Source organism: Pectobacterium parvum (assembly GCF_020971565.1).
In the GTDB taxonomy this organism is placed as follows: Bacteria; Pseudomonadota; Gammaproteobacteria; order Enterobacterales; family Enterobacteriaceae; genus Pectobacterium; species Pectobacterium polare.
The window spans coordinates 2,620,752-2,647,436 of record NZ_CP087392.1; the positions used below are offsets into that span (position 1 = coordinate 2,620,752).

Annotated in this window: 22 protein-coding genes and 1 pseudogene; 7 read left to right on the plus strand and 16 right to left on the minus strand. The window is 54.3% G+C overall.

Features of this window, described 5'->3' with window-relative positions; all coding sequences use genetic code 11:
- Window positions 1–119: 119 nt before the first annotated feature.
- The 4 genes from LOZ86_RS11830 to LOZ86_RS11845 all read left to right on the plus strand — a co-directional run bounded on the left by LOZ86_RS11830 (window position 120) and on the right by LOZ86_RS11845 (window position 8,177).
- Window positions 120–2,432, plus strand: a complete 2,313-nt coding sequence (locus LOZ86_RS11830; protein ID WP_039480993.1) for an FdhF/YdeP family oxidoreductase — start codon at window positions 120–122, stop codon at window positions 2,430–2,432.
- 347 nt (window positions 2,433–2,779) lie between these two features.
- The gene (locus LOZ86_RS11835; protein ID WP_039480995.1) at window positions 2,780–4,714 is read left to right on the plus strand and encodes an exoribonuclease II; all 1,935 of its coding nucleotides are present in this window, start codon (window positions 2,780–2,782) and stop codon (window positions 4,712–4,714) included.
- Window positions 4,715–4,773: 59 nt separating this feature from the next.
- Complete coding sequence (locus LOZ86_RS11840; RefSeq protein WP_039480999.1) at window positions 4,774–5,691, plus strand: aldo/keto reductase; 918 nt, start codon at window positions 4,774–4,776, stop codon at window positions 5,689–5,691.
- A 422-nt stretch (window positions 5,692–6,113) separates the two neighbouring features.
- Window positions 6,114–8,177, plus strand: coding sequence for a carbon starvation CstA family protein (locus tag LOZ86_RS11845; protein ID WP_039481002.1), 2,064 nt, complete (start codon window positions 6,114–6,116; stop codon window positions 8,175–8,177).
- A 152-nt stretch (window positions 8,178–8,329) separates the two neighbouring features.
- On the opposite strand, the gene araD is transcribed toward LOZ86_RS11845, so the two are convergent.
- Window positions 8,330–9,025 carry an L-ribulose-5-phosphate 4-epimerase gene (araD, locus tag LOZ86_RS11850; RefSeq protein ID WP_165707562.1) on the minus strand — a complete coding sequence of 232 codons (696 nt, stop codon included), beginning with the start codon at window positions 9,023–9,025 and terminating at the stop codon, window positions 8,330–8,332.
- 334 nt (window positions 9,026–9,359) lie between these two features.
- Here araD and osmB point away from each other — a divergent pair, with 334 nt between their 5' ends.
- Window positions 9,360–9,575, plus strand: coding sequence for an osmotically-inducible lipoprotein OsmB (gene osmB / locus LOZ86_RS11855; protein ID WP_010276685.1), 216 nt, complete (start codon window positions 9,360–9,362; stop codon window positions 9,573–9,575).
- Between the two features lie 78 nt (window positions 9,576–9,653).
- Here the strand turns inward: osmB and yciH are convergent, their stop codons facing one another.
- The 4 genes from yciH to LOZ86_RS11875 form a co-directional block, all read right to left on the minus strand.
- A complete protein-coding gene (gene yciH, locus LOZ86_RS11860) occupies window positions 9,654–9,989 on the minus strand; it encodes a stress response translation initiation inhibitor YciH (protein WP_039481008.1) in 336 nt (111 codons plus the stop codon).
- On the minus strand, window positions 9,986–10,729 hold the full coding sequence (gene pyrF / locus LOZ86_RS11865) for an orotidine-5'-phosphate decarboxylase (protein ID WP_111778483.1): 744 nt from the start codon (window positions 10,727–10,729) through the stop codon (window positions 9,986–9,988). Before pyrF ends, yciH begins: the two co-directional genes overlap by 4 nt.
- 182 nt (window positions 10,730–10,911) lie before the next feature.
- Complete coding sequence (lapB, locus tag LOZ86_RS11870) at window positions 10,912–12,081, minus strand: lipopolysaccharide assembly protein LapB (RefSeq protein WP_039481013.1); 1,170 nt, start codon at window positions 12,079–12,081, stop codon at window positions 10,912–10,914.
- A gap of 12 nt (window positions 12,082–12,093) precedes the next feature.
- On the minus strand, window positions 12,094–12,399 hold the full coding sequence (locus LOZ86_RS11875; RefSeq protein WP_010276674.1) for a LapA family protein: 306 nt from the start codon (window positions 12,397–12,399) through the stop codon (window positions 12,094–12,096).
- A gap of 184 nt (window positions 12,400–12,583) precedes the next feature.
- Between LOZ86_RS11875 and LOZ86_RS11880 the strand changes: the two genes are divergently transcribed.
- Entirely contained in the window at window positions 12,584–13,528 is a 945-nt protein-coding gene (locus LOZ86_RS11880) for a sugar-binding transcriptional regulator (protein ID WP_161546952.1), read from the plus strand.
- 87 nt (window positions 13,529–13,615) lie between these two features.
- Here the strand turns inward: LOZ86_RS11880 and LOZ86_RS11885 are convergent, their stop codons facing one another.
- The 9 genes from LOZ86_RS11885 to pgpB all read right to left on the minus strand — a co-directional run bounded on the left by LOZ86_RS11885 (window position 13,616) and on the right by pgpB (window position 23,527).
- Window positions 13,616–14,614, minus strand: coding sequence for a sugar phosphate isomerase/epimerase family protein (locus LOZ86_RS11885; protein WP_039481017.1), 999 nt, complete (start codon window positions 14,612–14,614; stop codon window positions 13,616–13,618).
- A gap of 83 nt (window positions 14,615–14,697) precedes the next feature.
- Window positions 14,698–16,188 carry an FGGY-family carbohydrate kinase gene (locus LOZ86_RS11890; RefSeq protein ID WP_161547168.1) on the minus strand — a complete coding sequence of 497 codons (1,491 nt, stop codon included), beginning with the start codon at window positions 16,186–16,188 and terminating at the stop codon, window positions 14,698–14,700.
- 2 nt (window positions 16,189–16,190) lie between these two features.
- On the minus strand, window positions 16,191–17,135 hold the full coding sequence (locus tag LOZ86_RS11895; RefSeq protein ID WP_039481020.1) for a transketolase family protein: 945 nt from the start codon (window positions 17,133–17,135) through the stop codon (window positions 16,191–16,193).
- Complete coding sequence (locus tag LOZ86_RS11900) at window positions 17,128–17,958, minus strand: transketolase (protein WP_039481023.1); 831 nt, start codon at window positions 17,956–17,958, stop codon at window positions 17,128–17,130. The genes LOZ86_RS11895 and LOZ86_RS11900 overlap by 8 nt, the downstream gene beginning before the upstream one ends.
- Window positions 17,959–18,156: 198 nt before the next feature.
- Window positions 18,157–19,254 (minus strand): ABC transporter permease, encoded by a 1,098-nt coding sequence (locus LOZ86_RS11905; RefSeq protein WP_039481026.1) that lies wholly within the window; start codon window positions 19,252–19,254, stop codon window positions 18,157–18,159.
- 1 nt (window position 19,255) lies between these two features.
- On the minus strand, window positions 19,256–20,809 hold the full coding sequence (locus LOZ86_RS11910) for a sugar ABC transporter ATP-binding protein (RefSeq protein ID WP_039481029.1): 1,554 nt from the start codon (window positions 20,807–20,809) through the stop codon (window positions 19,256–19,258).
- Window positions 20,809–21,441, minus strand: a complete 633-nt coding sequence (locus LOZ86_RS11915) for a DUF2291 family protein (protein WP_230242068.1) — start codon at window positions 21,439–21,441, stop codon at window positions 20,809–20,811. Before LOZ86_RS11915 ends, LOZ86_RS11910 begins: the two co-directional genes overlap by 1 nt.
- Window positions 21,442–21,485: 44 nt before the next feature.
- Window positions 21,486–22,427, minus strand: a complete 942-nt coding sequence (locus tag LOZ86_RS11920) for a D-ribose ABC transporter substrate-binding protein (protein ID WP_039481035.1) — start codon at window positions 22,425–22,427, stop codon at window positions 21,486–21,488.
- 323 nt (window positions 22,428–22,750) lie between these two features.
- Window positions 22,751–23,527 (minus strand): phosphatidylglycerophosphatase B, encoded by a 777-nt coding sequence (gene pgpB, locus LOZ86_RS11925; protein WP_010302322.1) that lies wholly within the window; start codon window positions 23,525–23,527, stop codon window positions 22,751–22,753.
- Window positions 23,528–23,825: 298 nt separating this feature from the next.
- Between pgpB and ribA the strand changes: the two genes are divergently transcribed.
- Complete coding sequence (gene ribA, locus LOZ86_RS11930; RefSeq protein ID WP_039481038.1) at window positions 23,826–24,419, plus strand: GTP cyclohydrolase II; 594 nt, start codon at window positions 23,826–23,828, stop codon at window positions 24,417–24,419.
- Window positions 24,420–24,491: 72 nt separating this feature from the next.
- Here the strand turns inward: ribA and LOZ86_RS11935 are convergent.
- Both LOZ86_RS11935 and LOZ86_RS11940 read right to left on the minus strand, forming a co-directional pair.
- Window positions 24,492–25,265: pseudogene (locus LOZ86_RS11935) on the minus strand (ABC transporter substrate-binding protein); the annotation flags it as partial.
- A gap of 13 nt (window positions 25,266–25,278) precedes the next feature.
- The gene (locus LOZ86_RS11940; protein ID WP_230242070.1) at window positions 25,279–26,607 is read right to left on the minus strand and encodes an IS4 family transposase; all 1,329 of its coding nucleotides are present in this window, start codon (window positions 26,605–26,607) and stop codon (window positions 25,279–25,281) included.
- Between the last annotated feature and the right edge of the window lie 78 nt (window positions 26,608–26,685).

Genomic DNA, 26,685 nt, shown 5'->3' on the forward strand with positions numbered 1-26,685 from the left:
TCCCACCATAGCCGCATTTGATTAGACGCGATCGCCGACGACACCTAAACTTCATTTCAAGAGCAAACATTTAAAATTTTGCTCACATAAAAACAACATTATCACCTGCGGATTCGAACATGAAATTCAAACCATCCATCAAGCCATACCGCAATGCGGCTGGCGGCTGGGGCTCGTTGGAAGCCACCACGCGTTTTGTTCTCGACAGCAAGCAAGCGCTGAAAAATATCCGAAACTTGTTGCGGGTCAATAAATCGAAAGGATTTGACTGCCCCGGCTGTGCCTGGGGTGATGACAACAGCAGCACATTCAGCTTCTGTGAAAACGGCGCGAAAGCGGTCAGTTGGGAAGCGACACGCAAAGCGGTCGATCTGGATTTTTTCGCCGCCCACAGCGTCACGACGCTACGTCAGCAAAGTAACTATTTCCTGGAGTATCAGGGGCGCTTAACCCACCCGATGCGCTACGATCGTGCCAGCGATCGCTATGTCCCTATCAGTTGGGACGCGGCGTTTGCGCTGATCGCTCGCCACATCAGTAACATGGCACACCCTAATCAGGTGGAGCTTTATACGTCTGGCCGCGCCAGCAATGAAGCGTCTTATCTGTATCAGCTTTTTGGCCGCATGCTGGGTACCAACAATTTCCCTGACTGCTCGAATATGTGCCATGAGGCCAGCGGCATCGGTCTGAAACAGAGTATCGGCGTCGGTAAAGGCACGATTCGACTGGATGATTTCGAACACGCTGACGCAATTTTCGTCTTCGGGCAAAACCCTGGTACCAATCACCCACGCATGCTGCACAGCCTGCGCCACGCCGCCGACCGAGGCGCGCACGTCGTCTCGTTTAATACGCTACGCGAGCGCGGTCTGGAACGTTTTGCCAATCCGCAGAACCCGCTGGAGCTGCTCACGCCAATGTCTGGCACCATTAGCGAAACCTACCTGCAACCCAATCTGGGCGGCGATATGGCCGCCGTGCGCGGCATGGTAAAAGCGCTGCTGGAAACGCATCGCCAGCGTCTGTCCGCTGGGGAAGCCGGTTTATTCGATCAGGATTTCTTGTCCACGCATACTCAACAGATGAACGACTATCTGGCGGCTGTCGATGCCACAAGCTGGCAGAAAATCGAACAGCAGTCCGGCCTGAGCGAAGTGCAGCTGCGCTATGTGGCAGCGATTTATCAGCAGTCGCCGCGCGTGATTTGCACCTGGGCGATGGGGATTACCCAGCACAAGCATTCCGTCGCCACCGTGCGGGAAATCGTGAACCTGCAACTGCTGTTCGGGCAGCTAGGGAAGCCGGGCGCGGGACTGTGTCCGGTACGCGGCCATAGTAATGTGCAGGGCAACCGCACCATGGGGATCGACGAGAAACCGACGGCCGCGTTTCTCGATCGTCTGGCGGCACATTATAACTTCACACCGCCTTACGCCGCAGGCCACAATACGGTAGAAGCGCTGGAAGCGATGCTGCGCGACGAGATAAAAGTGCTGATCGCGCTGGGCGGTAACCTCGCTGCCGCCGCACCGGATTCGGCACGCACCGAAGAAGCGCTCAACCGCTGCGATCTCACCGTACATATCAGCACCAAGCTCAACCGCAGCCATCTGGTGACGGGCAAGGTCGATGCGTTGATTCTGCCGACGCTCGGCCGTACCGATCTCGATATGCAGGCCAGCGGCGCGCAGTTTATTACCGTCGAAGACTCTTTCAGCATGGTGCACGCGTCGCAGGGCGTCGGGCAGCCGCTTTCGCCGTTGCAGCGTTCGGAAACGGCGATTATTGCCGGGATTGCCAATGCGGTGTTCGGTCATGAAAAGCTCGACTGGCTGGCGCTGGCGGGCGATTACTCACGTATCCGTGACCATATCGCCGCGACTATTCCCAACTTTACCGATTTCAATGCCAATTGCGACCTGCCGGGTGGGTTCTATCTCGGTAACGCCGCCGCTGAACTGCACTTCAATACCCTCAACGGGAAAGCGCAATTCAGCCATGCCGCGCTGCCCGACACGCTGTTTCCGCAACTACAAGGCAGCGACGTGCCCTTTACGCTGCAAACCCTGCGCTCACACGATCAGTACAACACCACCATCTATGGACTGGATGACCGCTATCGCGGCGTGTACGGGCAGCGGGAAGTGCTATTCATGCACCCAGATGACATCAGTGCGTTAGGGCTGGAAGACGGCGATCTCGTCGATATCGAAACGCTGTGGAATGACGGCATTACCCGTATCGTCAACGGCTTTAAGCTGGTGAGCTACGCGATTCCGCGCGGCAATCTGGCGGCCTATTACCCAGAAACCAACCCGCTGGTGCCGCTGTCCAGCTTTGGGGATGAAACGCACACGCCGACCTCTAAGTCTGTGCCGGTTGTCGTTCGTCGTAGTACGCAAGAAGAGTCTCTGCTGCGTATCGCCTAAGCATCTGTCCACTAGGCTATTTTATTTGCCATTTTGAACCTAGGCAGTGCTCAAAATCCTCACGTACTACGTGTACGCTCCGGTTTTTCCGCGCTGTCCGTGTCCAAACTGGCTGCATCAATAACGCCTAGTGGAATAGATTCCATTTCATAACTCGTGCTTTGAAATCAGTCGCGTGCACGGCAGGTGGACACGTTCAAATCAGCGTTGACTTTACTCGGGTTTATCCGCGCTTCTGCTACCGATCTGCGACCACACTTTCCCCGATTATTCTTGCCGCCAGCACCCGATTCGAGTAAAACTGTGAATCGCTAATTGAGCTACTCACAACCGTATTTCTGGACGCTATGTTTCAAGATAATCCGCTGCTTGCACAGCTAAAACAGCAACTTCACTCTCAGACACCGCGTGTTGAAGGTGTCGTCAAAGGCACCGATAAAGGATTTGGCTTTCTTGAAGCTGACGGACAAAAAAGCTATTTCATTCCCCCTCCGCACATGAAAAAAGTGATGCACGGTGACCGGATTACCGCCACCCTGCATACGGAAAAAGAGCGGGAAATTGTCGAGCCAGAAACGCTGATCGAACCCTTCCTGACCCGATTTGTTGGGCGCATCCATAAAAAAGACGATCGCTTATCCATTACGCCTGACCACCCGCTGCTGAAAGATGCCATCCCTTGCCGCGCCGCGCGCGATGTCACGCACGATTTTCAGGAAGGTGATTGGGCCGTAGCCGAAATGCGCCGTCACCCGTTGAAGGGCGACCGTGGATTTCATGCTGAACTGACGCAGTACATCACCACGGGCAATGACCCGCTGGTGCCGTGGTGGGTGACATTGTCACGTCATAATCTGGAGCGCACAGCCCCAAAGGTTGAAACGACTGAGCGCCATGACGGCGAACTCGTCCGTGAAGATCTCACCGCGCTGAGCTTTGTCACTATCGACAGCGCCAGCACGGAAGATATGGACGATGCGCTGTACGTGCAGGACAACGGTGATGGTTCGCTGCAATTAACCATCGCTATCGCCGACCCGACTGCGTATGTCGCGGCGGGTAGCGAGCTGGACAACATTGCACGCCAGCGCGCCTTCACCAACTATCTGCCTGGCTTCAACATCCCGATGCTGCCGCGCCCGCTGTCGGACGATATCTGTTCCCTGCGCCCGGACGAACGTCGTCCTGTCCTCGCCTGCCGCGTGACGATTGCCACCGACGGTGCACTGGGTGACGACATTCACTTCTTTGCCGCCTGGATCGAATCCAAAGCCAAGTTAGCGTATGACAACGTCTCTGACTGGCTGGAAGATCAAGGTGAATGGCAGCCGCAAAATGACGCGATTGCCGAACAAATTCGTTTGCTGCAACGTCTCTGTCTGGCTCGTAGCGAATGGCGCACCACTCACGCGCTGGTGTTTAAAGATCGCCCGGATTACCGCTTCCTGCTGGGTGAGAAAGGCGACGTGTTGGATATCGTGGTTGAACATCGCCGCATCGCTAACCGTATCGTTGAAGAATCCATGATTACGGCCAACGTCTGTGCGGCCATTGTGCTGCGCGATAAGCTGGGCTTCGGCATCTATAACGTGCATAACGGCTTCGATCCTGCCTCGATCGAACAAGCGGTTGCCGTATTGGATACCCACGGTGTTCAAGCCGACGCGCAAGCATTGTTGACGCTGGGTGGCTTCTGTACGCTGCGCCGCGAGCTGGATGCCCAACCGACGCAGTTCCTGGACAGCCGCATTCGCCGCTTCCAGTCGTTCGCGGAAGTGAGCACCACGCCGGGGCCGCACTTTGGTCTGGGGCTCGAAGCCTACGCCACCTGGACATCGCCGATCCGTAAATACGGCGATATGGTGAACCACCGTTTGTTGAAAGCGGTTATCACCGGACAGGCCGCGGAAAAACCGCAGGACGACGTCACCGTACAACTGGCCGAACGCCGCCGCCTTAATCGTATGGCTGAGCGTGATGTCGGCGACTGGCTGTACGCCCGCTACCTCAAAGATAAAGCCGGTACGGATAGTCGCTTCAATGCGGAAATCATTGACGTCACGCGCGGTGGCCTGCGCGTTCGCCTGCTGGATAACGGCGCTGTCGCATTTATCCCGTCCTCCTTTATCCACGCTGTGCGCGATGAGCTGGTGTGCAGTCAGGAAATGGGCACCCTCTCAGTGAAAGGCGACGTGGTTTATCGTCAGGGGGATACGCTGGACGTGGTCATCGCTGAAGTTCGTCTGGAAACCCGCAGCATCGTGGCAAAACCTGCCGCCTAAGTGCCATGCCGCCGAGTCATCTCGGCGGACGTGCAACCCTCATCACAGGAGTGTTCCCGATGAAGAAAATGACAATCGGTACATCCGCGATACAGGCTTCCAACATTGCGTTGGGCTGTATGCGAATGGCAAAGAAAAGCACGAGTGAAGCGGCTGATATCCTCAATGCTTCCGTCGAGGCGGGCATCGATTTCTTCGATCACGCCGATATCTATGGCTCAGGTTTGTCGGAAGAGATTTTCGCCGCCGGCTTACAGAAGACCGCCATCCGCCGTGAATCAATTTTTCTGCAATCCAAATGCGGTATTCGTCAGGGCTTCTTTGACTTCTCTAAGGCGCACATCATCGCCTCCGTCGAAGGTAGCCTACAGCGTTTAAAAACGGACTATCTTGATACGCTGCTGCTGCACCGCCCGGACACGCTGTTTGAACCCGATGAAGTCGCAGCCGCTTTCGATGAGCTGGAGAGCAGCGGAAAAGTGCGCCATTTCGGCGTCAGCAATCAGAATCCGTTGCAGATTGAACTGCTGAAAAAATCCGTACGCCAGTCGCTGATCGCCAACCAGTTGCAGTTCAGCATCATGCATACAGGCATGATTGATGCCGGCCTTAACGTGAATATGACGAACCCGGCATCGGTGAATCACGATGGCGCGATTCTGGAATACAGCCGTCTGAATAACATGACGATTCAGGCTTGGTCACCCTTCCAGTACGGCTTTTTTGACGGCGTTTTCCTCGATAACGAGAAATTCCCCAAACTGAACACCACCCTTGATCGCATCGCCGAGCAACATCGCGTCACCAATACCGCGATCGCCACCGCGTGGATCTTGCGTCACCCTGCCGCGATGCAGGTGGTTATCGGCACCATGAGCCCGGAACGTATCCGTGACATCGCGGCGGCGTCTACCCTGTCGCTCAGCCGCGAAGAATGGTACGAAATTTACCGCGCCGCCGGGAATGTTCTGCCTTAAGACGCGTGTTGCACAGCCCCTGCGTCTCTGGCAACAGGGACGCGTTACAAACTGGGGGGCCGTTCTCGCACGTTAGCCATTGTTTACCCTTTAAGTTTCTTTACAAAAATTCACCTTCGCTCACATTTTCTCATCCATTCCCTTCTCTTCGCCATTAAACCCACTATGGTTAAATTGCATTAACACCCGCGCCATATACCTCAAATAATTCGAGTTGCAGGAAGGCGGCAACCGCATGAATCCCCGGGAGCTTACACAAGTAAGTGACTGGGGTGAGTAAGGACAAATCGGCTAAGCCGATTTGAACGCCGCTTGCGGCGGCCCTTCAGGGCGAGGCTCAGAAATGAGCCGAGTATTGCCAACGCACATGCAGCTTGAAGTATTACGGTATACCTTTTCTGAATAACGAAGGAGCCGTTGTTATGAGTAACGTAAAGAGCATTGTGATCTGGCTGCTAGTCGGCCTGGCGGGCGCCTTTTCGTTCGCCACGCTGGCGCTAAGCCGCGGTGAACACGTCAATGCCGTGTGGTTGGTTATCGCGGCAGTATCGTGTTACAGCATCGCCTATCGGTTTTACAGCCTGTTTATCGCCAAAAAAGTGTTTGAGCTCGACGATCGCCGACTGACACCGGCGGAGCGTCATAACGACGGTCTGGATTACGTTCCCACCAATAAATGGGTCCTATTCGGCCACCACTTCGCCGCCATCGCTGGGGCCGGTCCGCTGGTCGGGCCGATTCTCGCCGCACAGATGGGCTTCCTCCCCGGTACGATCTGGATCTTGGTCGGCGTCATGCTGGCGGGTGCGGTGCAGGATTTTCTGGTGCTGTTTATCTCAACCCGCCGGGACGGTCGTTCTCTGGGTGAGATGGCAAAACAGGAGCTGGGCACGTTCGCGGGTATTATCACCATGCTCGGTGCGCTGGGCGTGATGATCATCATTCTCTCGGCGCTGGCGCTGGTTGTCGTTAAAGCGCTGGCAGAAAGTCCGTGGGGATTGTTCACCATTGCCGCCACCATCCCTATCGCGCTCTTCATGGGCGTTTACATGCGCTTTTTACGTCCGGGCAAAATCGCTGAAGTCTCTATCATCGGCTTTGTGCTGATGATGCTGGCGATTGTCTACGGCGGTAACATCGCCGTACACCCTTACTGGGGACCGTTCTTCACATTGAAAGGGACGTCACTCACCTGGGTTCTGGTGATTTATGGCTTCGTGGCCTCAGTCCTGCCCGTCTGGCTGCTGCTGGCACCGCGTGATTATCTCTCTACGTTCCTGAAAATCGGGGTCATTGTCGGGCTGGCCTTCGGTATTGTGTTCGCCATGCCGGAAATGAAAATGCCTGCCGTTTCTCGTTTTATTGACGGCACCGGCCCAGTCTTCTCCGGTACGCTGTTCCCCTTCCTGTTTATCACCATCGCCTGCGGCGCGATTTCCGGCTTCCATGCGCTGGTTTCCAGCGGCACCACGCCGAAGCTGGTTGAACGTGAAAGCCATATCCGCTTCATCGGCTATGGTGCAATGTTGATGGAATCCTTCGTGGCGATCATGGCGCTGATTTGTGCCTCGGTTATTGAACCGGGTATCTACTTCGCCATGAACTCACCCGCCGCCTTGATCGGCACCACGGTTGAGAGTGCCTCGCTAGCCATCAATAACTGGGGATTTGTGATTACCCCGCAGGAATTGAGCGCCATTGCCAATGACGTTGGCGAAGCCTCTATTCTTTCCCGTGCGGGTGGCGCACCGACCTTCGCGGTCGGTATGGCTTACATCATCACCGAAATCTTTAACAGCCGGGCAATGATGGCATTCTGGTATCACTTCGCGATTCTGTTTGAAGCGCTGTTCATTCTGACCGCGGTTGACGCCGGAACGCGCGCCTGTCGCTTCATGGTGCAGGATCTGGTCGGTATTGCGATTCCCAGATTAGCGAACAGCCGTTCCTGGCTGGGGAATCTGGCCGGTACCACCGTCGCCGTTTCCGGCTGGGGATTCTTCGTCTATCAAGGCGTGATCGATCCGCTGGGCGGCATCAACACGCTCTGGCCGCTGTTCGGTATCGGTAACCAGATGCTGGCCTCGATGGCGTTGATTCTCGGCACCGTGGTGTTGTTTAAGATGAAGAAACAGCGCTATGCGTGGGTGACTATCGTGCCTACTGTCTGGCTGTTTATTACGTCGATGACGGCGGGTTGGCAGAAAATTTTCCATGAAAAACCGAGCATCGGCTTTCTGGCTCAGGCAAAACGCTTCGCGGCAGGTATTGAACAGAATACGCTGATTGCACCAGCCAAATCGATTAAAGACATGGAAACTATCGTCTTCAGTAATCAGATCAACGCCGCGCTGTGCGGGTTCTTCATGCTGGTGGCGGTGACAATGCTGGTTTCCGCCTTCTTCGTCATTCGTCGTGCGATGAATAGCGATGCCCCAACGGCAAAAGAGAGCCCGATTGTCTTACGAGACGGCGCTCAGCCTTAAGCATCATCGATACATCTTCTCCAATCCCTCCCTCGCGGAGGGATTTTTTATGGCGTGCCATCACTGGCCGACACCCAAGCCCCAAAAATAACAATAGCGCCGCATTTGCGGCGCTATGTGGCTTAAAGGGCATGAGGAAGGAACACTGCGGTTTATTGTCCGTAATACGCGTTCTTGCCGTGCTTGCGTAAGTAGTGTTTATACAACAGCGTTTGCTGCATCTCGCCCAACTGAGGCGTTAACTGGCGTGAGAAAATCCCCATGTAGGCAAGCTCTTCCAGAACAACGGCGTTGTGCACCGCGTTATCTGCATCTTTCCCCCACGCAAAGGGGCCATGTGAGTTAACCAAGACGGCAGGGACATCCACCGGAGAAATGCCACGCTGGCGGAAAGTTTCGACGATCACCCTTCCCGTTTCCCACTCATAGCGCCCGTTGATTTCCGCATCCGACATCAGACGCGTGCAGGGAATAGGCCCATAAAAGTAGTCCGCGTGCGTCGTTCCCCAGGCGGGGATATCTTTACCGGCTTGCGCCCAGATCGTGGCATGACGGGAATGGGTATGCACAATACCGCCGATATCGGCAAATTCCAGATACAGCACACGATGGGTATCGGTATCTGACGAGGGTTTCTTCGTCCCCTCCACCACCTTGCCACTTTCCAGCTCAACCACAACCATGTCCTCCAGCGTCATGGCCGAATACTCCACGCCGGAAGGTTTGATCACCATCAGGCCGCGCTGTCGATCGACCGCGCTGACATTTCCCCAGGTAAACGTCACCAGATTGTGCTGCGGCAAGGCCAGATTGGCTTCCAATACCTGTTTTTTTAGCGTTTCTAACATAGTCAGCCTCCATCGGCGCGATAACACCATTCTCGCGGCCTGACGAGTTCGTCGCTATGGGCTAAATCGCTAAAGACCTAGCGGTGTTCTGCTATGGGAAAAAGAAAGAGACACTCCACAGGATTGATTAAAAAACAGCCAAATTTATCAATTATTGCTATCGTTAACATAACGCAGGGGAATTAAGAGTTTTTACCTGTTGCCGTTTTTCCCGATGATTATACTTGTCATAAAGCGGTAAAAGGCTCGGTTTTTTTATTTAATACCGTAAAAAGCACATTGTTCGATATTTCCTCACAAGAAACGTGAGACCAAGAGCAGAAAGGGGAAAAAGATGAAATTAAACAAACGTTTTGCAACAGCCGCTCTGGCAATTACGCTTGCTGTAACGCTTGCAGGCTGTTCAAACATGTCCAAACGTGACCGTAATACCGCGATTGGTGCCGGTGCGGGTGCAGTAGGTGGGGCTATCTTAACGGATGGCGGAACATTAGGAACACTGGGCGGTGCAGCTATCGGCGGGCTGATTGGCCGTCAGGTCGATAAATAACGAATTTGTGGGCAGCAGGTTCACGGGAGTAAACCTGCTGCTTTTTTTATACTCGTCATACTTCAAGCTGCATGTGCTTTAGCCGCCAGCCAGCTTAACTTTCATTCCTTTCGCTTCCAGCAGCTGTTTTAGCAGGTCGCGCTTATCTCCCTGGATTTCGATCACGCCGTCTTTCACTGAACCGCCACAGCCACATTTTTTCTTTAATTCAGCCGCCAGCTTATCCAGCGCAGCATCATCAAGATCGAGACCGCTAATCAGGCATACGCCTTTTCCTTTGCGCCCGCTGGTCTGACGCTGGATGCGCACAATGCCGTCGCCTTTTGGCCGAGCTACTTGTTCTTCTTCCGGCTTAATACGCCCGGTTTCCGTGGAGTAAACCAACTGGCTATTTTCGTCACGACGCATGCTCATGATGACGCACCATTTAGCAGTGAGGCGCGAATCTCACGCAGCGTCTGCGCTGGGTCCGCTGATTGGGTGATCGGACGCCCAATCACCATATAATCGACGCCAGCCTGCTGTGCCTGAATCGGCGTCATAATACGGCGCTGATCGCCAACGTCACTGCCCGCCGGACGAATTCCTGGCGTGACTAATTTAAATGCCTGACCGCATACCTGCTTCAACCGCTGCGCTTCATGCGCGGAACACACCACGCCATCCAGCCCGCTGTTATGCGTTAGCACAGCCAGTCGTTCCGCCTGCTCTGCTGGGCTGACGGTAATACCAAGCCCGCGCAGGTCATCTTCGTCCATGCTGGTTAACACGGTTACGGCAATTAGCCGCGGCGCATCGTTACCAAACGGCACCAGCGCTTCTTTCGCCGCGGTCATCATGCGCGAACCACCGCTGGCGTGGACATTCACCATCCACACGCCAAGATCGGCCGCGGCCGCAACGGCGTGAGCGACAGTGTTTGGAATATCGTGGAATTTCAGATCGAGAAACACATCAAAGCCGCGCTGTTGCAATGTCTGCACGAACTGTGGGCCGAATAAGGTAAACATCTCTTTACCTACCTTCAAACGGCAATCCTGGGGATCGATACGATCAACAAACGACAGCGCCGCCTGCTGACTGGCATAGTCCAGCGCGACTACAATCGGGGATGATACCGTTTGATTCTTTTGCTGTAGATTTTCGTTTTTCATTCGTCACCCTGTTTCTTTCGAAGCCAAAATTCCCGCCGCATTCTACATGCCCCGCTCCTGAAATCCCAGCCGCCTGAAGACCAATGCGTTTAAAGACGCTGGCTGGCACCGAAATCGCGCGCAGTTATTAGTATGTTGTAACTAAATTGCGTTAAATAACACTAGATCGATATCGTGAAACGCTACTGGCCGTCGAGCCCACGGATCGGCTTGATGCTAGCCCAGGTGCGGCAGGAAGGACATTGCCAATAGAGCGATTGCGACGCGAAGCCACACTTGCGGCAGTTATAGCGCGGTTTGGTGCGAATCTGTTCGCCTACCATGTCGCGCAATCCCTGAAGATTCTCTTTTGTTCGTCCATCTTCCGCTTCATGCAGGTGAAAATCCATCAGGCGATGGAACACGCGCATCGTGGGGTGGCGTTGAAGCTGACGGTTAATATAAGCCTGTGCAACCTCGGCGCCCTCTTCTCTTTCGAGAATATCGGCCAGCATCAATTCCGCCGTCGCGCCGGTATTTTCTTCTACGCAGCGTTTGATGAAATTCGCCCAATCCAAGGGCTTATCTAAATGCTGATAGCACTCTTGCAGCATCGGCAGCGTTTCGCTAACCAGTTCTTTATCCTGATCGAGAACCTGTCGTAAGGCTTCCACGGCACGCGCATAATCCTGCTGCGCCATGTAGATGCGTCCCATCATGATAGACGCACGGGCACATTGACTATCCGCCGCCGCCCCTTTTTTCAGGAGTGTTAGCGCCTTATCCAGATCGTCGCTACCCATCGCCAACAGCGCCAATTCACAGTAAAAATGCGCGATGTCCACACGAAGCTGGTCTTTTCCCATTTTGACCAATTTTTCCGCCACATCGATTGCCGTCGGCCAATCGCTGGTCGCCTGATGGATCTGCAAAAGCTGCTGTAAGGCGCTGCGGCGAAAATCGTCTTCATCCACCAACTGGTTGAAACTTTCTTCGGCGCGGTCATACAGCCCTGCGGCCATGTAGTCACGACCCAGCTGTTGCACCGCCAGCAGGCGTTGTTCAAAGGTTAGCGATGCGCTTTCAGTTAAAGCCTGATGGATGCGAATCGCACGGTCAACTTCGCCGCGCGAACGGAACAGGTTACCGAGCGTGAGGTGGGCTTCAAAGGTGTTGCTGTCATCCTTGAGCATGTCGAGGAACAGCTCAACCGCCTTATCCTGCTGATTGGACAACAGGAAGTTAACCCCGGTGACATACTCACGGGACAGGCGGTTAGATTCCTGCTCTTTGTCCTGCTGCGCACTTCTGCGACCCATGTACCAACCGTACGCGGCGGCCACGGGCAGCAACAGAAACAGCAGTTCTAACATAGAGAGAATTCCTTAGTGGGTGACCGTCTGCACTGGCGCCACGTTCTCCTCGGTGGAGGTAGAAAGCTGTTGTTCCAGGCGCTTGATTTTACGTTGTGCACGGCCAAGCGCAATGCGCTGACGCAGATAAAACAGACCACAGATAACCCAGCCAAGAGCAAAACCCAAGGCAAACAGCGTGGCGAGCAGTGTGGAGATACGATACTCCCCCTGTGCCAGCAGGTAGTTAAATGTCACAACCTGATCGTTGTGCGCACCCAGTGTGACAGAAATGATGAATATCGCCAGCACGAGTAAAAAAATCAGCAAATATTTCACATTGTCCTTCCTGTGATATCCATTAACCGGATGAATTATGCCAAATTTTGGCGACAAACCCCATTAAATTACCATGTCCGATGCAGACAGGGAAATCAAGAACCGCACTCCACTGCCGTCTGCGCTTGTTATTTATTCTGTGCTGAATAAAAATGACAGCAGCAAGCTAGCAAGGGGAAAAGTCATGTCAAAGCAAGACGAACAGCGATTATTGGTCAAGATCGCTACGCTCTATTATAGCGAAGGGATGAAACAAGCAGAAATTGCCGCCTCACTCCATTTGTCACAGTCTTTTGTCTCCCGCGCGATCACGCGCAGTGTTAAAGAAGGTGTGGTCAAAATCAGCGTAATTCAACCCCCAAACATGTTCATGGGGCTGGAAGCAGCGATTCAGAAGCGCTACGGCATCGATCAGGCTATCGTGGTGGATGTCGCCGATAACGCCACGCTGGCGCAAATCAAGCAGGCGATTGGTTCTGCTGCCGCACACTATGTCCAAACCAGTATCCGCCCTGACGATCTGGTCGGTATTTCGTCTTGGAGCAGCACGCTGCGGGCGATGGTGGGCAGCCTGCATCCGCAAAGCGTCAAGGCACAGGGCGTCATCCAATTGTTAGGTGGCGTTGGGCCGAACGGCAACGTGCAGGCAACGATCCTGACGCAAACCTTAGCCAATCAGCTCAGTTGCCCCGCTTACCTCTTGCCCGCGCAGAGTATCGAACGGTCGGTGGAAGATCGCGCCCGTTTGGTGACCAGCGATGAGGTTTCCAGCGTGGTTGATAAATTCAGCGAGGTGAGTCTGGCACTAGTCGGTATTGGCGTGCTGGAGCCGTCGCAACTGCTGAAAAACTCCGGTAACTACTATCACGAAGCGATGCTGCAACAGTTAGCCGAGTGTGGTGCTGTGGGCGATTTATGCCTGCATTACTACAACGCGGAAGGCGAACCGGTGTTGCAGGACGATGAAGATCCCGTGATTGGTATGGCGCTGCCGCAGTTGCGTCAGTGTCCACGCGTGGTGGCGTTAGCGGGTGGTGTCGAGAAAAGTGCCGCGATTCGCGGAGCATTAACTGGGCACTACGTTGATGTGTTGATTACCGATCGATTAACCGCTGAGACGTTGATCTAAACACTCATCACCCAGCGGTTAGCAAATAATAGTCACGTCAGGCGCAGAATGATTCCCCTGCTCCGTGCCTAACGTAGCGTGACGTGATTACTCGTCAACGTTAATGGATGTCAGCAGCGCATCCTGCACAATTCGCTGCGCCTGTAACGGATTTTGTGCTTCCTGCGCCGCTTGAAGCGCCGGGATATCCAGCTTATCCAGCGCGCGATAGATGTGCTTCAGGAAACGGATAGACAGCTGCGCCGCCTCAACGTGGTTCTCACGGAACGGGAACTGATCGAGCTGCCAGACGCCCTGCCAGTTGTTGATTTTCAGCACGTAGAAGAATTCGAAGATCTCGGTCATATGCACCGTGCCGACCACCAGATCGTCATCCCAGCCGCGCAGGTTGTCGTTCACATCCATGCCGAACAGACGACCGCGATCGATAATCAACTGGGCAGAATCGGCTGGTGATTCGCCGCCATACAGCGCATGCCCAAAGTCCAGCAGCACGCCCACGTTATCCAGCCCGATATCTTCGATGCCCAGCAGCGTTCGCGCGGCAGAATCCCAGGTCATTTTCACGCGCGGCTCACGCGGTTTGTATTCGATAGCAAATTTCACATCGGGGTTAGCTCCGGCCAGATCGCGCATGCCGTCAACCGCCAGCTTCCACAGGTTTTTATGGCTGACCTGGAACGGATAATCCCAGCCATCCTGACCCGGCCAGACTTTGACGTAATTCGCGCCGAGTTCACGCACAATGCCCGCAGATTCGTGCATTAATTCAAACGCCGCCGCTCGGGCCGCGGGATCGGGGTTGGTAAAAGCACCACGCGACCACTTTTGCAGATAAATTTCCGGCGTGATGCCAATCGCTTTCAGCCCTGCATCTTTCAGCGCGTCTTTCACTTCGCTGAGCGTCACGCCCGGCGTGAAGGGATAAGGCAAGTCGACATAGGAAAGTTCGCCGACCTCTTTCGCCGCTTTGATCTGATCGATCGTGCTCAATGCCGGGCCGTAGCCATCTACGGCATAGCGGTCGATATAGTTCGCAAAATGCCACAAACCGGCACCAAATTCAGGGTAGTTATACGTTGCCATAAAAGTCACCTCATTGATTTCTGATGGTATTGAGCTGCTTGTCTTTTCTTTCGTATCGGATAGGTTTTTACTGTTAAAAATGGTTATGACTCGGGCCGCAGACGCGCACGCGCTACCGCCGTGCGCCACTGTTGATAGCTCTCCAAAATCCCGTAATTAGTCGTCGACGGTTCAATAACCTCGACTTCTCTTGGTAGTGCGGCAATCTGTTCGTGGTGTTCCCACCACCCCAGCATTTTTCCGCCCAGATAAGCCGCTCCCAGCGCCGACACTTCCGCGTTATGGTTGCGAATCAATGGGCGCTGCAAGAGGTCGGCCTGAAACTGCATCAGCCAGCGATTTTGTGTCGCGCCGCCGTCCACGCGCAGCGCGGGTAAGGCAGCCTGCGATGCCTGTTCCATCGCGAAAAAGACGTCGGCAATTTGGTACGCGATGGCTTCAAGCCCAGCGCGGGCGATGATGGCGGGCGTGGTGGCATCGCATAAGCCGCACAACAGGCCACGTGCTTGCACATCCCAATAGGGTGCGCCCAGCCCGGATAACGCAGGAACAAAGAAAACGCCCTCATTAGCGTCGGCGCTGAGCGCCAGCTCGGTAAGTTGTGTAACGGAAGGAATGCCCAGCATCTGACCAATCCAGGCAAATCCCGAACCGGTGTGGGTAATATTGCCTTCCAGCGCATAGCGCAGTTCGCCATCGTGCCAGGCAATGGTGGTGCTAAGCCCTACGGCCTGTTGATGCGGCGTGTTGATGGTGGTCATCAGCGACGAACCGGTGCCGTATGTCGCCTTGATTTCACCGCTTTGGGTAATGCCCTGACCGTACAAGGCTGCATGAGAATCACCAATCAGCGCCACAATCGGTACGCCAGCGGCAAGCCCCTTGATGCCCGTCACGCCAGTGTGACCATGTAACGCCGAGGACGGCGTAACGGCAGGCAGGCACACGCTGGGAATACCGAACAGCGCCAGCAGATCCTCATCCCAGCAGCCGCGGTGGATATTAAACAGCTGCGTTCTCGCCGCGTTGGAATAGTCGGTGGAATACGCTCGTCCGCCGCTAAACTGCCAGTTAAGCCAGCAGTCCACCGTTCCGATGCACAGTTCCCCCTGCATCGCCCGGACGACACCATCCGGCAGTTCTGCCAGCATGGCGTGCAGTTTGGCGGCGGGAAAAAGTGGATCGACCTGTAGACCGGTACGGGATTCGATCAGACGTGCTTCCGCACTGCCCTGCAATGCCTGACAAAATTTCTCGGCGCGGCGATCCTGCCAACTGACCAGCGGCGTCAGTGGCTTTCCGGTTCGCCTGTCCCAAATCAGCACCGACTCACGCTGATTGCTGATCGCAACGCCCACCACCTGAGCCCGATGTAATGACGACAGGCAGGCTTCTGCCGCCTGACAAACCGCATGCCAGATCGCCATCGCGTCCTGCTCGGCTCTGCCCGGTTGCGGGTGCGTCACCTGCAAAGCGACTGCCGCCTTAGCCAGAATGCGCCCCCGCTCATCGACGGCAATCGCCTTGGCGTTCGTCGTTCCTTCATCGATTGCCAAAATAACCGGCGTAAACATCATCAGCCTCCCGGGCAAAGACGCAGTGCTGCGTTGACAATGCCCGTCGCGTCCAGCCCGTGATGCGCTCGCATCGCGCTCCGATCGGCGGCAATCGCGTATTGACCATCAGGAATTCCCAACCGCACAAGAGGAATTCCGCTGCCCGCTTCCGCCAGCACTTCCGCTACCAGACTGCCTGCACCGCCGTTGACGTTATGTTCCTCGACTGTGATGACTCGAGGTGTTTCACTCAGAATTTCAAGCAATTGCTGAGTATTGCACGGGCGGATAGAGGAAAGATTAACCACCGTAGCGGAAAGTCCTTTTTCTGCTAATAATTCAGCGGCCGTCACAATTTCATGCACGGTCGACCCCAGCCCGACCAGCGTGATATCGCGACCTTTGCGCAGCACATCGATCTGCCCTGGCACAAAGCGATACTGCTTATCATGCAAGGCAGGCAGCGGTTTCCCATCGAGGCGGATATAGACCGGCCCCTGATGTTCAAACGCATAATCGATAATCTGACGGCACTCTTCCGGGCTGGATGGCGCGTAGATCTCAATATTACCAAACCCTCGCAGCACCGCGATGTCGTCAATACTGTGGTGCGTGCTGGCGAGCGGGCCGTAGCTACAGCCCGCATTCAGCCCAAACAGCTTAACGTTGCTGTTGTTGTAACAGACGTCGACTTTGAGCTGTTCATTCGCACGGGAGATCAAAAACGGGGCCGCGTTACAGGTCACCGCAATCTTTCCGCCGATGGACAGCCCTACCGCCGTCCCCACCATGGTTTGTTCTGCGATCCCCACGTTGACGATGCGGTCGGGGAAACGCTGTATAAACGGTGAAATCTTCGCCGTAGAGGTCGAATCCGCCAACACTGGAACGATATCAATCCCCTGTTCGACGGCCTTGATGAACTGCTCGATCATGACGGTTGCCAGATGCTCTGCGTTACTCATCTTTTAATTCCTCCAGCGCCAGTGCAATTTCCTCGCCTTTCGGCACGCGGTGATGCCACTCAGCCCGCCCCTGAATAAACGACACGCCTGCACCTTTCTCCGTATTCGCAATCACCACATTCGGTTTGCCGTTGCGCGGCAGATTCTCCAGCGTTTCCACCACCGAGCGCATATCATTACCCGCGCATTCCGTGACCTGGAGGCCAAAAGCCTGCCACTTTTCCGCCAGCGGATCGGTGTTCATAATGGAACAGGTCGTTCCCGCCAGTTGCAGCTTGTTCTTGTCGTTGATGATGATCAGGTTATCCAGTTGGTAATGTGCCGCTGCCAGCGCCGCTTCCCAGTTACTGCCTTCCGCCAGCTCACCATCCCCCGTCAGGACAAACACCCGACGCGGGCTGTTATCGCGCTTCGCTGCCAGCGCAATGCCGACAGCAACCGGCAGCCCGTGCCCGAGCGCGCCGGTGTTCAGTTCAATCCCCGGCGTTTTATGCTTGACCGGATGCCCCGGCAAATGCGAATCCGGGTGCTGATAGGTCGCCAGCCACGCTTCCGGGAAATAGCCCGCTTCCGCCAGACAGCAGTAATAGCCGCCGACCGCATGACCTTTTGACTGGATGTAAATATCCCGCTGCGGATCCTGAAGGCGATCCGGAGCACAGTTCAGAATGCGAAAGTACATCGCCGTCAGAATCTCGACCTGTGACAGGTCGGCACCCGTGTGCCCGCCAGCCGGGCTATTGGCATTCAGATGAATAATGCGGCGACGAATGGCGCGGGCTTTGTGCGTCAGCGCCTCCACCGACAATGCGTACGGATTCATACTTCACCTCACTTGAATTTTTACTCAAAAACGAATATTTATTCATATCAAATCAAAAAAAATTGCGCTCAAATCGGGCCTCGGTATGCCTACCGACATCGTTATCGCCACAACTCAACGCCCCGTGCTAGTTACGCTTAACGTACGATTTATGCTTAATGTGCGATCTATGCTTAATTAACTACGTCCCTTCATTAACTATGTTCCTTCCGCCGCGGCCTTCTGGGACACGATTGCGGCCTTGTGCTGCATACGGTTTTGCATCTGGTCGATAATCACCGCCACAATGATGACAATGCCTTTAATCACCATCTGCCAGAATTCACTCACGCCCATCATCACCAGCCCGTCAGCAAGAATCCCGATGACAAATGCGCCAATCAGCGTGCCCAGAATCGTGCCGCGTCCGCCTGCCAGCGACGTTCCGCCAAGCACCACAGCAGCAATCGCGTTCATTTCAAAAGCAGTACCAGTTGCCGGATGGCTGGCGACCAACTGAGAAGACACCACAATGCCCGCGATAGCCGCGCAGAAACCGGAAATGGTATAGACCCAGACTTTGACTTGACGCACTTTGACGCCGGAAAGTTCAGCAGCACGCTCGTTGTCACCAATCGCATAGACATGGCGGCCAAACGGCAGGCGGCGCGCCACGTAAGCAATCACCACGGCCAGCACCAGCATCAGCCAGATAGCCAGCGGTAATCCCAAGATCGTGGCGGAGCCAATCAGCTCAAAACCGGTGTTGCCCAACTGCGGATTACCGCCCAAACCGGGGAACGTCTCCCCGCCGGAAATCAGCATCGATGCTCCACGTACGATGTACATCGTTCCGAGCGTGCAGATAAAGGGCGCAACGTTATACCGCGTGATGATCCAGCCGTTGATGGCACCAATGAGCGCGCCAATCAGCAGCACGACAGGCACGATGACCCACACGCTGGGGAAAATTGCGACGCCGAACATCGGCAGCACAATTCCCTGAGTAATCATGTAGCCCGCTACCATGCCGCACAGCCCTAACGTGGCGCCGATGGACAGGTCAATCCCGGCGGTGATGATGACAAACGTGATCCCCAGCGCCAGAAACGCATTGATGGCAATGTGCTTCACCATGATGATCAGGCTGCCGGTTGCCAAAAATCCGGGTACCGTGAAGGCAAAGAACCCCAGAATCAGGAACAGCGCGATAAACGTGCGCAGCCTGAGAATCAACAGCAGGATGCTCTCTCGTGAGCGTACAAACTTACCCGGAGATAGCGCGCCTGACGCCGCCGGAAGGTGAGTCGTTTTCATGTCAGAACCCTTGTGCACTTGCCGAAACTAATGCCGACTCGCTGGCCGACTGACACACGATATTCGCCGTCAGCTTGCCATTCGACATCACCAAAATACGGTCCGATACCGCCATAATTTCTTTCAGATCCGAAGTGGAAAACAGCACGCCGATACCCTGTTCGGACAGCCCGACCATCATTTCAAAGACATCGGCCTTGGCACCCACATCGATACCCCGCGTTGGTTCATCCAGCAGCAGTACCTTCGGGCTGGTCAGCAACGAGCGGCCAATTACCACTTTTTGCTGATTGCCGCCGCTGAGCGCCTGAATTTCCACCTCGGGCGAAGAGACTTTGATCGCCAGTTGCCCAATCGTGCTGGCCACCACCTCCTGCTCCTGCCGCTGGAAAATCGCCATACCGTATTTCAGCCGTCGCCACAGGCTGGCAATCGTGAGATTGGAAGCCACCGACGAAAGCGGAAAGATACCGGTTTTTTTACGATCTTCCGGCACCAGACTCATGCCCATACGAATGCGCTGCGCGGTAGCAAGCCGCGGATTAACCGGTTTGCTATCGAGATAAATCTTGCCCAGATAGTCATTCTGAATACCCAGCAGACATTCGAAGAGTTCGGTACGTCCCGCGCCCATCAGCCCGTAAATGCCGACAATTTCCCCTTCACGCACCATCAGCGAGACATCATTGACCACCTGATGTCCGGCATCATTGAGGCAGGTAAGGTGCTCCGCTTCCAATAACGGCGCGCCAAACGTCCTGCCCGGATGCAGGAAACTGGTGACAGGGTCACCGCCGAGCATTTCCCGCACGATCCACGGCACGTCGATATCGCTAACGGCCGCTTCCGCCTGAAAACATCCGTCGCGCAGGATGGTGATGTAGTCGCCGATCGCCATCAGCTCTTCCAGCCGGTGTGAAATGTAGATAATCGACACATTCTGGCGGGTCAGCTCGCGGATCACGCGAAACAGAATCTCCACCTCAGTTTTGCTCAGCGCGGAGGTGGGTTCGTCCAGAATCAGAATGTCGGCCTGATCCGCTAGCGCCTTGGCAATTTCCACCAGCTGCTGTTGGCCTACTTTCAGGCTGGCAACCTCGGTACGCGGGGAAATATCCTGATCAAGACGCGCCATCAGCTCCGCCGCAATCCGCTCCTGCGCCAGATAATCGATAGGCGCAACGCCCTTTTGCAATTCTCGGCCCAGGAAGATGTTCTCCGCCACGCTCAGGTTCTCGGACAGGTTGAGTTCCTGATGCACCATGCCGATGCCTTTTGCCGCCGCATCTCGCGTATCCGCGATGCGCACCACTTCGCCATTCAGCAGAATCTGGCCGGATGTCGGCTGCTGCACGCCGGCCAGAATCTTCATCAGCGTCGATTTGCCCGCGCCGTTTTCACCGATAATCACGTTAACCTTGCCGCGATAAACGTTGTAATCGACGTTATCCAGCGCTTTGGTGCCGGGAAACAACATGGTGATGCCGCGGGTCGCCATCACGATATCGGGTCGGCTCACCGCATTTGATTGCAGAGAAGCGTCTGGTTTTTCCATCATTGCGCCCCTCCGCTGCTCGCTTCAGTCAGGTTTAACGTCATCGGCACCGCCTCGCTGATACCCTGTTTAGTCACCACCAATGCCGCCAGTACGTTAACAGACTTGCCCTGCACACCCGGATCCAGCGCCGGCAATGACGCGAGCGCGTTGTTATTCAACGCACGGGCCAGTTGGGCAAACTGCACCTGATTTTTGAAATCATCAAAGCGAATAAACCCAGCTGCATCGCGAATGGCATTGCCTTTGACGATGTGCCCTAATTGAAGCGTGACGGCGTCACCTTGCACATCAAGCGTCAATTTTCCTTCGCGACTTTCCCGGTCAATTCCGCTGACCGTGCCCTGAAGCCGTGCGTAGACGGCTTTACGCCCTGAATCCTCCAGTGCGGCCTGCGTTTTCTTCACCTCATCCCAGGACAGCGCCTGCTGCTGCGCAGCTGGGAGCAGCGTTGGCTGCCACAGCGCTGTCGCGATGTTCTCTGGCGTCATGGTGCTATAGCCCGGCGTAGCCGTGGGGTCGACCGGAATGATCGGCTTACCGTTTTCATCCAGATCGACCACCGTACAGGCCGACAGCAGCAAGGCACAGATCCCAATCCAACTGGCGCGGTATCGTTCATCGAACAGCATAACGACTCCTTTATCGGCAGGAGCTGACGCTCCTGCCGCCTCGATTACGGTTTCAACGCAAAGGTGTTGAGTTTGGTCGCGTTAGATTCGTCGATCAGAATGCAGTCCATCAGCTGTTTTTCTTCGTGCTGTGCCTTGCCGTTCTTCAGGTAGTAATCCGCCTGTTCGACCGCCATCTGCGCCTGTTGCCAGCCGGGTTGCAGCACCGTGGCCTTGATGTTGCTTTTATTGATGATGGAATCACGCACGTAGTCACTGCCGTCAAAACCCACCACAATCACGTCGTGACGCCCCGCCGCTTTCAACGCGGCTTCCGCTCCTAGTGCCATGGTGTCATTACCGGAAATCACACCGGTGATATCTGGGTTTGCCTGCAAGATGGCTTCCATGCGGGTAAAGGCTTCCGTCTGGCTCCAGTTCGCCGTTTGTCTGGCGACTCGCTTCATGTCGCTATATTGGTCGATCACATCGTGGTAGCCCTGCGAACGGACGTGCGCATTGGTGTCTGACTCACGGCCAATCAACTCGACGTATTTGCCTTTCTGCCCCATCAGTTCGACGAATTTCTCCGCACCGAGCTGCGCGCCCTGATAGTTATTGGAAACGATCTGCGCCACGGCCACGCCGGTTTCATTGATTTCACGGTCAATCAGGAAAGCGGGAATACCGGCGGCTTTCGCTTTTTTCAACGGGCCAATGGTGGCATCAGCCCCGGCATTATCCAGAATGATGGCTTTCGCCTTGCGGGCAATGGCGGTTTCAATCAGTTGGTTTTGTTTGCTGACGTCATCGTCATGCGATGCCACCAGCGTGGTGTAGCCCAGTTCAATGGCTTTGGTTCTGGCGCCTTCGGCTTCAGCTTTAAAGAACGGGTTGTCGTGCGAAGGGGTAATTATGGCGATCAACCCGTTATCTGCGGCAAACGCACCAGCAGAAAAGGAAAACATGATGGCCAGCAGGGAGGATTTCAGACGGTAAGGTTTCATTGTTATTCTCCTGTTTGAATATATATTCAATATTGAATTAACATTCAAATGGAGTTTTGCAACCAACCGAAAAATTGTCCAACAGCAAAAACAGGAATAGCGAAGCAGCTCACAAATTGTTTACATTTTGCGCGAGGCGATAACGCTGAGAGTCGGGCAGAAACAGCGACGAGAAATTTTTAACGTTACGTCAGCAACGGCCCGCAGGGTGACGGACAAAACGGCGTCATAAAAAATGCGGATGACGAATACCATCCGCAGATTACGTGCTACTGGTGATTAACTCTGGAGTACAACGTACAACAGGAACAACAACTCAAGCGCTACGAGGATTTATTCTCGGCGGCATCCTCCTCCGCCTGTTCTTTGATTTCTTCATACTGGAGCGAGAGCGGGCCACACCAGCGCTGCGCCAGCCAACTGGCGACCACCACCAGCAGCCAGCTAATTAACGTCGCCACCACCAAATCCTGCGGCCAATGCATGCCGAGTACCAAACGGCTGCCCATCACGCCGCTAGCCCACAGCATCAGGATCACCACCGTTTTATAATGCCGACGTGCCCACAGCAGCCCGACGCCCAGCAGCGCCCAGGTTGCAGCAAACATGGTGTGCCCAGAAGGGAAAGCAAAGCCGGTTTCAAACTGCCAATGACTGCGTAGCCATTGTGGAATCTGCGTTTGATCCTGCAACTGCGTTTTCACCAGTTCCGAACGCTCCTTGCGCGGCAGCGAGTAGAAATAGCTGTCGTCCACCTGATGATTTTTCTCCAGCCAGACCACATAGGGCCGTGATTCCTGCACCCACTCTTTAATTGCCGATTTGATTCCCTGCCCAATCAGCACCGTAATTGCCATGATGACCAACAGGCCAAGTGCAGGCTTCAGGCGAAAACGCAGGCACCAGAGAAACCAGAGGCTTAGCACGATGCTGGTCAGAATGCCCCACGGCGATGTCACCGTTTCGGTAATCCAGAAGAGTACGCGTAACCAAAGTCCGTCATACTCCGGTTGCCACTGCCAACCGCTCATCCAGATAATCATTGGCATAATCAGTAATAGCGCGGCGCCGATGGTGGTTCGTTTGGCAATTTCGTACATAGTCTCTTCCCATAATGCAGATAGTTTCTTCCCATAATTCAGTATGATGCTTTGCAACAAAACTTTCACAATTCTATCAGAAAATCCGACACGGACTGTCAGTATGGCGTAAAATAGCGCTCAGTTCTGTCAACGAACCTGAAACCAGACGGCAGTCAGGCCACGTTGTAATTCAATTTTTATGACGTTCTTAAACAGGCTTTTTTGCTGGTCAAGCACGATGGGCAGCAGTAGGATTCGCCTCAGCATTCTTGTTTTTGAACATGGTTTTTTAGACACAGCTTTTTTGGAGAAAAGTATGCAGCTAAAACGGGTGGCGGAAGCCAAGTTACCCACTCCGTGGGGCGATTTTCTGATGGTGGGTTTTGAAGAGATCGCCACGGGTCACGATCACCTTGCACTGGTTTATGGTGATATTTCCGGTCCAGTTCCCGTACTTGCCCGCGTGCACTCCGAGTGCCTGACAGGGGATGCTCTGTTTAGCCTGCGCTGCGACTGCGGTTTCCAGCTTGAAGCGGCACTGAACCACATCGCCGAAGAAGGTCGCGGCGTGCTGCTATACCACCGTCAGGAAGGCCGTAATATTGGGCTGCTCAATAAAATCCGCGCGTATGCGTTGCAGGATCTGGGAGCGGATACGGTGGAAGCGAATCACCAGCTTGGGTTCGCCGCCGACGAGCGCGATTTCACACTGTGCGCCGACATCTTCAAGCTGCTCGACGTTGATGAAGTTCGCCTGCTGACCAATAACCCTCAGAAAGTGAAAATACTCAACGAAGCAGGCATCAATATCGTTGAACGTGTGCCATTAATCGTCGGGCGCAACCCAAAAAACGAGAACTATCTGGCGACCAAAGCGGCCAAAATGGGTCACTTGCTGGATATGAAGTAACGATCCCGCTTCACATCAGGATCGTTTTTTTCAATGCTGACAGCCGGTTTTTAACCGGCTGTTTTATTGGGATCAATGCTTGAGGATATACATGTCTTGCGTGTAATAATCACCACGCACGTTGGGAGAAAAACCACCGATGTAGGTTTTAACCATCTGTGGCTGGACATAGTAGTAGATGGGCAACAAAGGAATATTGCTATCTAAAATATCCGAAGCTTGTTGATAAATCGCCTCCTTCTCCTGCTTATCCTTCGCCGTCAGCGCCTTTTTCAACAACGCATCATAGTGTGCATTACTGAATTTACCGTTGTTGTTGCTGTCATTCGTTTCCAGCGTATTCAGGAACGTACTGGCTTCGTTGTAATCCCCAGTCCAGGACTGTCTGACCACCTCAAAGTTACCGGTACGTACAGTATCCAGCATCGTTTTCCATTCCTGATTTTGCAACGTCACTTCCGACCCAAGATTCTTCTTCCACATTGAACTGGCGGCAATTGCCACGCGTAAATGCGACTCAGAGGTGTTGTAAAGCAGGTTGAATTTCAGCGGATGCTTGTCATCAAACCCGGCCTCTTTCAACAATTTCTTCGCTTCATCATTACGCTGCTGCTGCGTCCAGCTTGCCCACTCGGGATCCTTGCGCTGGAAACCGCCTACGTTTTTGGGAATCAAACTGTAAGCCGGCGTCTGCCCCATACCTAGCACATTGTTTGCGATAATATCTTTATCCAAACTGAGATCCAGTGCACGACGGACGCGTGGATCGTCAAAAGGCGCTTTTTGCGTATTGAAGCGATAAAAATAGGTTCCGATCTGTGGTGATACTTTCACCTCCTGCGGATATAATGCCAGTCAGTTAAGCAACTGACTGGCTGTTTTTCTTCGCTTTTCGATATTTATAAGGCCTTTCTTTCACCACTCTCGGGAAGGTTCTTTCTCTTCTTATCGGCAGCTTCACCATCTGTCCCATACTCTCCAGATCTCGCAGTAGTTCAGGGATACGACCCGGCGATGCACCCTGAAGCGTCATCAACATCCTCATGACCAGCCCGCAGGATTCTGAGAAGCTCAGCTGATTTGGCCAGTAACCTTTCAGTTGACTGGCCATTTTAATCATCTGATATCTCACGAGATTATACGCCAGCAGCACACCCCATAACTCCTGCTCCACAAGTTCCGGTTTTTTGCTTCTCAGTGTCAGTCTGCTCAGTTGCATTGTCTGTTTGATTTCACGGTAACCCAACTCGATTTCCCAACGGTGACTGTAAAGCTCAACCATTTCACCTCCGGGATAACGCATACCATCGGTCATCGAGGTCAGTAACTGATAGGTTTTGCCTTTACGGCTATAGGTCAGTAATCGGGCTGTCACTTCTGTACCCAGTCCCGGCCATTTTTTGCGGGATTGTGGCGTAGTTTTCAACTGTACCAGATGATCGCCTTTTCCCAGTTTCCGGACCTCCTCGTAACGGGTACCTTTCTTAAGCGGTATCATCCAGTGTCGGTGTTCTCCCGCACGCTTCCAGGCATTCAGCAACCCTAATGAGTAATACCCTTTATCGAGCAGCGTCAGCGTATTATCTGCGGTCTGGTCTATCAGTTGCTCAGCCAGGGTATATTCGCTGTCTTTCATCGTACCGAAGGCTGCTGCGGTTATCAGATGGCTGGTCAGCTCCATCTGACAGACCATTTTGACCTGCGGGTAGGGGCCAGGTTGGCCGCAGTAAGTCTGGCGCGGGAAGGCGGTATCATTTTCAGGTGTTTCCTGTGTGCGCCAGACGACGCCATCCATCGCCAGTAACGTCAATCCACACCAGTGGGGATGCGCCACAGCGTTGTGCCACAAGTGAGCAGTGTGTGCGAACACCCGTCGAACGGCGTCACTTCCGAGCCGCTGTCGGGCCTGGATAACCGCGCTGGGAGCAACAAAGGGACGGTTACCGGGCAGCATAATATCCAGCCGATTGACAATCTGATGAAGCGGCTCCTTACGTTCAAGCGCCATGCCGACAACGCACCAGACCATCATTTCGAGAGGAAGACGGCGTTTACGCAGGGTGACCACGCCGGACTCAGCAAGGCAACGGGCAATAAGTTCTGGGTCAAGAAAGTCGCCAAGAGAAGTCAAAGGGTTACGGGTCGAATCGTAACGTGAAACGAGGTCGATGGCCTGAGAAATACGCATAAAAAAATCCGGAAATGAAGAACATTTCCGGATTCTTACACAGCTATTGGATCGTTCAACTGATCCTTAACTGATCAG

Excerpts from the sequence above, each read along its gene's own strand:
- LOZ86_RS11880 (WP_161546952.1), top strand. The coding sequence starts at position 12,584 with ATGTCAAAGCAAGACGAACAGCGATTATTGGTCAAGATCGCTACGCTC.
- LOZ86_RS11895 (WP_039481020.1), bottom strand. The coding sequence starts at position 17,135 with ATGAGTAACGCAGAGCATCTGGCAACCGTCATGATCGAGCAGTTCATC.
- LOZ86_RS11900 (WP_039481023.1), bottom strand. The coding sequence starts at position 17,958 with ATGAATCCGTACGCATTGTCGGTGGAGGCGCTGACGCACAAAGCCCGC.
- LOZ86_RS11905 (WP_039481026.1), bottom strand. The coding sequence starts at position 19,254 with ATGAAAACGACTCACCTTCCGGCGGCGTCAGGCGCGCTATCTCCGGGT.
- LOZ86_RS11840 (WP_039480999.1), top strand. The coding sequence starts at position 4,774 with ATGAAGAAAATGACAATCGGTACATCCGCGATACAGGCTTCCAACATT.
- LOZ86_RS11920 (WP_039481035.1), bottom strand. The coding sequence starts at position 22,427 with ATGAAACCTTACCGTCTGAAATCCTCCCTGCTGGCCATCATGTTTTCC.
- LOZ86_RS11890 (WP_161547168.1), bottom strand. The coding sequence starts at position 16,188 with ATGTTTACGCCGGTTATTTTGGCAATCGATGAAGGAACGACGAACGCC.
- LOZ86_RS11845 (WP_039481002.1), top strand. The coding sequence starts at position 6,114 with ATGAGTAACGTAAAGAGCATTGTGATCTGGCTGCTAGTCGGCCTGGCG.
- ribA (WP_039481038.1), top strand. The coding sequence starts at position 23,826 with ATGCAGCTAAAACGGGTGGCGGAAGCCAAGTTACCCACTCCGTGGGGC.
- pgpB (WP_010302322.1), bottom strand. The coding sequence starts at position 23,527 with ATGTACGAAATTGCCAAACGAACCACCATCGGCGCCGCGCTATTACTG.
- lapB (WP_039481013.1), bottom strand. The coding sequence starts at position 12,081 with ATGTTAGAACTGCTGTTTCTGTTGCTGCCCGTGGCCGCCGCGTACGGT.
- yciH (WP_039481008.1), bottom strand. The coding sequence starts at position 9,989 with ATGAGCATGCGTCGTGACGAAAATAGCCAGTTGGTTTACTCCACGGAA.
- osmB (WP_010276685.1), top strand. The coding sequence starts at position 9,360 with ATGAAATTAAACAAACGTTTTGCAACAGCCGCTCTGGCAATTACGCTT.
- LOZ86_RS11835 (WP_039480995.1), top strand. The coding sequence starts at position 2,780 with ATGTTTCAAGATAATCCGCTGCTTGCACAGCTAAAACAGCAACTTCAC.
- LOZ86_RS11940 (WP_230242070.1), bottom strand. The coding sequence starts at position 26,607 with ATGCGTATTTCTCAGGCCATCGACCTCGTTTCACGTTACGATTCGACC.
- araD (WP_165707562.1), bottom strand. The coding sequence starts at position 9,025 with ATGTTAGAAACGCTAAAAAAACAGGTATTGGAAGCCAATCTGGCCTTG.
- LOZ86_RS11885 (WP_039481017.1), bottom strand. The coding sequence starts at position 14,614 with ATGGCAACGTATAACTACCCTGAATTTGGTGCCGGTTTGTGGCATTTT.
- LOZ86_RS11910 (WP_039481029.1), bottom strand. The coding sequence starts at position 20,809 with ATGGAAAAACCAGACGCTTCTCTGCAATCAAATGCGGTGAGCCGACCC.
- LOZ86_RS11830 (WP_039480993.1), top strand. The coding sequence starts at position 120 with ATGAAATTCAAACCATCCATCAAGCCATACCGCAATGCGGCTGGCGGC.
- pyrF (WP_111778483.1), bottom strand. The coding sequence starts at position 10,729 with ATGAAAAACGAAAATCTACAGCAAAAGAATCAAACGGTATCATCCCCG.
- LOZ86_RS11915 (WP_230242068.1), bottom strand. The coding sequence starts at position 21,441 with ATGCTGTTCGATGAACGATACCGCGCCAGTTGGATTGGGATCTGTGCC.